This window comes from Saccharopolyspora oryzae (genome assembly GCF_027853915.1).
Classification (GTDB): domain Bacteria; phylum Actinomycetota; class Actinomycetes; order Mycobacteriales; family Pseudonocardiaceae; genus Saccharopolyspora; species Saccharopolyspora oryzae.
In genome coordinates this window covers 1-5852 of the sequence record NZ_JAQGLA010000162.1, presented here as the reverse complement: position 1 = coordinate 5852, position 5852 = coordinate 1, and the positions used below count along the sequence as shown (strand labels likewise).

The window sequence follows — 5852 nt, the reverse complement described above, 5'->3', positions numbered from 1 at the left end:
CGCGGCGTCCCGGCGCCCACTCGTGGACCCGCCCGTCCGGGTCCAGGACGTAGTGGTCGGGGGTGACCAGGCCGGACACCACCGCTTCGCCGAGACCGCTGCTGGCGTCGACCACGAGCTGCCGCCGATCACCGGTGACCGGGTTCGCGGTGAACACGACCCCGGCGAACTCGGCGTCGACCATCCGCTGCACCACCACGGCGATGCGCACCTCGTCCGGCGCGATGCCGCGCTTCTCTCGGTAGGCGACCGCGCGGTCCGTCCACAGCGAACCCCAGCACCGCCGCACCGCGTCGAGCAACGCCGCCTCGCCGACGACGTTGAGGTAGGTGTCCTGCTGCCCGGCGAACGCGGCCCCGGGCAGGTCCTCCGCAGTGGCGCTCGAGCGCACCGCGACCGGGCCGGAGCCCATCTCGGCGTAGGCGTCGACGATCGCTTCGAGCAGCTCGTCCGGAACCGTCGCCGCTTCGAACTCGGCCCGCAGCGCCGCCTCGTCGCCGGACGCGACCGACCTGGCGACCTCGGCGTATGCGTCGGTGGTGATCACGAAGCCGTCGGGGACGGAGAACCCGGCGTTGACCAGCTCGCCGAGGTTCGCCCCCTTGCCACCGGCCGAGGCCAGGTCCTCGCGGCCGAACCCGCGCAGCGGAACGACGAAATCCACGACACCCTCCGATCCGACGGCCAGCGCTCGCCGGTTAGAAGACGACCAGTTCTCTAAACCGTAGCATGTTAGAAAACGCAACGTTCTCTATCTGTGCCCGGACTTGATCTCCAGCGCACTCGAAGTGGGAGCGTCACGCTCAGCCCGAGACCGAGGAGTTCACATGAACCGGACCGCACTCGTCACCGGCGCCACCGGCAACCAGGGTGGCGCCACCGCCCGCCACCTGCTGTCCCGCGGGTGGACCGTACGCGCGCTGGTGCGCGACCCCGCCAAGCCCGCAGCGCAGGAACTCCAGGACTCGGGCGCGATCCTGGCCCGGGGCGACCTGGACGACGTCGAATCGCTCCGCGCGGCGATGACCGGCGCGGACGGGGTGTTCAGCGTCCAGGCCCTGGCCTGGGACGAAGCGGGCCTCGCCGCCGAGGTCCGCCGCGGCTCGGCGGTCGCCGACATCGCCCTGGAGACCGGCGCGCACCTGGTCTACAGCTCCGTCGGCGGCGCGGACCGGAACTCCGGCATCGCCCACTTCGAGAGCAAAGCCGCTGTCGAGGCGCACATCCAGCGCATCGGCGTGCCCGCGACCGTGCTGCGGCCGGCGTTCTTCATGAGCAACCTGCCCTACGTCACCAGCATCACCGAGTCGGGCGAGCGGGTCTTGTCGCTTCCGCTGGACCCGGCGACATCGCTGCAGATGATCGCCCCGGACGACATCGGCTTCTTCGCCGCGACCGCGCTGGACTCGCCGCAGGAGTTCATCGGCGCGCAGCTCGAGATCGCCGGCGACGAGCAGACCCCGCCGCAGGTCGCCGAGATCTTCCAACGCGTCACCGGCGTCCCGACCCGCTTCGAGCCCGGCCCGCTCGAAGGCCGGGACCGGATGTACGAGTGGTTCGACGAGAGCGGCTACCAAGCCGACATCCTGGCCCTGCGCCGCCTGCACCCGGCGCTGCAGACCCTCGAGGAGTACCTGCAGCGCCAGGCCGGCGGTCACGAGGTTCCGGCGTAGAGCCGAGCCCATGCCTCAACGGGGAGGTCTTTGGGGAGCGCGGGCAGGTTCGGCACCCTGCGGCCGGTGAGGTTGCGGACGATCTCGGCCAGGCCCCGACCTCGGCCGGTGAACACCGCTTCGACGAACCGCTGGTAGCGCTGCTTCTCGCGCCACGGCACCAGGGGATCGGCTCTGCGCTGCAGCTTCAGGATTCCCCCGTCGACCGCTGGCACCGGGCGGAACGAACGCGCGGGAACCCGGCCGCAGAGCCCGAATTCGTACCAGGGTGCCCACTGGGCGTTCAGCTGGCTGCCGCCCGCTGCGCGTTTTCGGGCGACATCCCATTGCACCAGCAGCACCGCTTCCGACCAGGACCTCTCGTCCAGCAGGCGGCGGGTCATCGACGTCGTGATGCCGAACGGCAGGTTGCCGATCACCGAGTGCGGTGCAGCGGGAAAGCGGAAGTCGAGCATGTCGCAGCGGACCACGCTGACCTGCGGATAGGCGACTCGGAGCGCATCCGCCCAACGCGGGTCGAGCTCGACCGCGGTGACCCGTCGTCCACTGTGGACCAGGTGGCTGGTGATGGCGCCTCGTCCGGCACCGAGCTCCACGATCGGCACCGGGGCTGGTTCGAGGAGGCCGACCAGGCGTCGGGCGACACCCCGGTCGACCAGGAAGTTCTGGCCGAGTTCGCGGCGCGCTCGATCGCGCGCCGACCTGCGGCGGGTAGGCATGTTCGGGTTCTCCTGCGTTTCGCGGACCGGTCGGAACCGGACTCCCGCGAGCGCAGGCCGGTGCTTCAGGGCACGGCGAACCGCGCGTCGGGAACGGGAGTCCGGACGCGGACGGCGCAGGATTCAGCCGCTGCGCCGCCTAGGCGGAACGCAGCCGGATGAAGAACGCGGCAGAAGAAGCCATGCGGCGAAAGTAGCAAGGCACGCACTTCGGACGACACCGATTTTTCGCACCACAGCTGTGGAATCATCGGTCCGACCTGGTTCTCCGGCCCGGGAGCGTGCGCATGCGGATCTACCTCAGCGTCGACATGGAAGGGATCACCGGACTCGTCGACGCTCAAGACGTGCAACCCGCCGGGCGGGACTACGAGCACGGCAGGCTGATGATGGCCGAGGACGTCAACGCCGCCATCCGAGGTGCGCTCGCCGCCGGGGCCACCGACGTCCTGGTCAACGACGCGCACGGTCCGATGCGCAACCTCCGCTCCGACATGCTGCACCCCGCGGCCCGGTTGATCCGCGGGAAGCCCAAGGCCATGGGCATGCTCGAAGGCCTCGACGACAGCTTCGACGCAGCGCTGTGCATCGGTTTCCACTCGCGGGCCGGCACTTCGGGTGTGCTCAGCCACAGCTTCATGGGCCACGAGATCGAGGACATCTGGCTCGACGAGCACCCGGTCGGCGAGATCGGCCTGACGCACGCCACCGCCGCCGCGCTCGGCGCTCCCGTGGTGCTGCTGTCCGGCGACGACACCGCCTGCGCGGAGATGGCCAAGTGGGACCCGGACGTGCGGACCGTGCCGGTGAAGTACGCGCGAGGCCGCTTCGCCGCCGAACTCCGCCCGCTCGCGGAAGCCCGCGAAGCCATCGAAACCGCCGCCACGGCCTGCCTGACCAGCGAACTCCCGACCCCGTCCGCGCCGGGCACGACGACGCTGGCAGTGCGCTGGCAATCCGCCTCGGTCGCCGACGCTTTGCGGGAACTCCCCGGCGTCACCGGCCGCGATGACCGCACCGTCGAGATCAGCGGCCCGGTGGTCGACGTCTACCGGCAGTTCCGGGTGTGGATGAACGTCGCCGGCGCGCTCAGCAATCAGCCACCGTACTGCTGATCCGTAGTCAGCCAGCTACCCAACGTTCCTCCTTTTCAGCGACTGGCGCCGGTTTTGATAGCTCTGCGTCGCATGTTTGGTCGCTGTTCATCTTCGCGTACCGGAACCATCGCCTGATCTGCCTAATGTCCGGTTGTTCCTGATGAGCAATTGGAGGTCCGCTTGTCTCCCCGACCGGACAACGGGCGGGTCATCCCGCTGCCGCTGCTTCCCCACCACTCCGCGAACCGTTCCTCGGTGACCTGCAAGTACCGGTGCGGCAACGCCTGCGCGCACGAGGCGCCCAACACCTCGGACAACGCCTACTTCGGCGACATCGCCGAGAGCGTGCTCAGCCGCCGCAAGGCGCTGAAGGCCAGCGGCGTCGTCGCCCTCGCCGTCGGCGGTGCAGCCGCGCTGACCAGCACCGCAGCCGCCGTCCCGGCGCCGCTGCGCGGGCAGGGCCGGTCGAGCATCCCGGGCACCGACTTCGCCCCCGTCGCCCCGAACACCGAAGACGCCGTGGTCACCGCGGAGGGCTACGAGCAGGGTGTCGTGATCCGCTGGGGCGACCCGGTCGTGCCCGGCGCACCCGAGTTCGACTTCAACAACCAGACCGCGGCCGCGCAGGAGCAGCAGTTCGGCTACAACAACGACTTCGCCGAGCTGATCCCGCTGGACGGCACCGGCAACCGCAACCTGCTGGTGGTCAACCACGAGTACACCACCGAAACGCACATGTTCGCCGGGTACGACGAGAACAACCCGACCGAGGAGCAGGTGCGCATCGCGTGGGCCGCGCACGGGCTGTCGGTCGTCTACGTCGAGCGGGAGAACAACGGCGGGCTCAAGCCCGTGCCGAGCCAGTACAACCGACGCATCACCCTGAACACGCCGTTCGAGGTGCGCGGACCGGCCGCCGGCAGCGACTTCCTCAAGACCTCGGCCGACCCGACCGGCACCAAGGTGCTGGGCACGCAGAACAACTGCGCGGGCAGCAAGACGCCGTGGGGCACGATCCTGTCCGGCGAGGAGAACTTCAACCAGTACTTCGCCAACGCCGACTCGATCACCGACCCGACCGCCAAGCAGCGCCTCGCCCGCTACGGTCTCAAGGGCACCACCAGCACCCGCAAGTGGGAGAAGTTCGACAAGCGCTGGGACCTCGCGCAGGAGCCGAACGAGGCCAACCGCTTCGGCTGGATCGTCGAGATCGACCCGCACGATCCGAACTCCACGCCGGTCAAGCACACCGCGCTCGGCCGCTTCAAGCACGAAGGCGCGGCGGTCAAGGTCGCCGACGACGGCCGGGTGGTCGCCTACTCCGGTGACGACGAGCGCTTCGACTACATCTACAAGTTCGTGTCCAACGGCAAGATGAAGTCGGGCAACAGCGCCTACGCCCGCCGGCAGAACATGACGCTGCTCGACGACGGCACGCTCTACGTCGCGAAGTTCACCGGCAACAGCCCGGCGAGCGAGATCGACGGCACCGGCAAGCTGCCCGCCGACGGCGCCTTCGACGGCACCGGCGAGTGGATCCCGCTGGCCAGCGGCGACAAGTCGTTCGTGCCCGGCTTCACCGCCGAAGAGGTCTACGTCTTCACCCGCCTCGCCGCCGACGCGGTGGGCGCGACCAAGATGGACCGGCCCGAGGACATCGAGCCGAACCCGGTCAACGGCCGCATCTACTGCGCGCTGACCAACAACTCCAACCGCGGTTCGACCGGCAACGCCGCGCCCGACGAGGCCAACCCGCGGGTCGGCAACAAGCACGGCCACGTCATCGAGATCGACGACGACGCCACCGGCACGACGCTGCGCTGGAACCTGCTGCTGGTGTGCGGTGACCCGAACGACCCGGGAACCTACTTCGGCGGCTTCGACAAGTCGCAGGTCAGCCCGATCTCGTGCCCGGACAACGTGGCGTTCGACCGGCACGGCAACCTGTGGATCTCCACCGACGGCAACGCGCTGAAGAGCAACGACGGCCTGTTCGCGGTCCCGGTGGACGGCCCCGAGCGCGGCCACGTCAAGCAGTTCCTGACCGTGCCGCACGGCGCGGAGACCTGCGGCCCGGTGGTCCGGGACACCCTGGTGACGGTGAGCGTGCAGCACCCGGGCGAGCTCGACGGGGCGAGCGCGGACCAGCCCGCCTCCCACTGGCCGGACGGCGGCAACTCGCAGCCGCGCCCGTCGGTCGTGGCGGTGTGGCGCAAGGACGGCGGTGAGATCGGCCGACGCTGATCCCACCTTGCGAGCGCGGGGGTCTCCGGCGATTGACCGGGGGCCCTCGTTGCGTTTCGGGGGTGGAGGCTCGTGAGTGCGTTGGGGCGCTGGCGCCCCCCCCTGCCCGCGCGACGGGG

Annotated in this window: 5 protein-coding genes; 3 read left to right on the top strand and 2 right to left on the bottom strand. The window is 69.9% G+C overall.

The window, feature by feature from the left end; all coding sequences use genetic code 11:
- Positions 1–664: PEP/pyruvate-binding domain-containing protein (locus tag OU415_RS37755; protein WP_270954588.1), on the bottom strand; the 664-nt coding region annotated here is incomplete at its 3' end.
- A gap of 163 nt (positions 665–827) precedes the next feature.
- Between OU415_RS37755 and OU415_RS37750 the strand changes: the two genes are divergently transcribed.
- Complete coding sequence (locus OU415_RS37750) at positions 828–1673, top strand: NmrA/HSCARG family protein (RefSeq protein ID WP_270954587.1); 846 nt, start codon at positions 828–830, stop codon at positions 1671–1673.
- On the opposite strand, the gene erm is transcribed toward OU415_RS37750, so the two are convergent.
- On the bottom strand, positions 1655–2392 hold the full coding sequence (gene erm / locus OU415_RS37745) for a 23S ribosomal RNA methyltransferase Erm (RefSeq protein ID WP_270954584.1): 738 nt from the start codon (positions 2390–2392) through the stop codon (positions 1655–1657). The genes OU415_RS37750 and erm overlap by 19 nt on opposite strands.
- 287 nt (positions 2393–2679) lie before the next feature.
- Here erm and OU415_RS37740 point away from each other — a divergent pair, with 287 nt between their 5' ends.
- Both OU415_RS37740 and OU415_RS37735 read left to right on the top strand, forming a co-directional pair.
- Positions 2680–3507: a M55 family metallopeptidase gene (locus OU415_RS37740; protein ID WP_270954583.1), complete on the top strand. Its 828-nt coding sequence runs from the start codon at positions 2680–2682 to the stop codon at positions 3505–3507.
- Positions 3508–3669: 162 nt separating this feature from the next.
- Positions 3670–5733, top strand: a complete 2064-nt coding sequence (locus tag OU415_RS37735) for a PhoX family protein (RefSeq protein WP_408642002.1) — start codon at positions 3670–3672, stop codon at positions 5731–5733.
- The last annotated feature ends 119 nt before the right edge of the window (positions 5734–5852 follow it).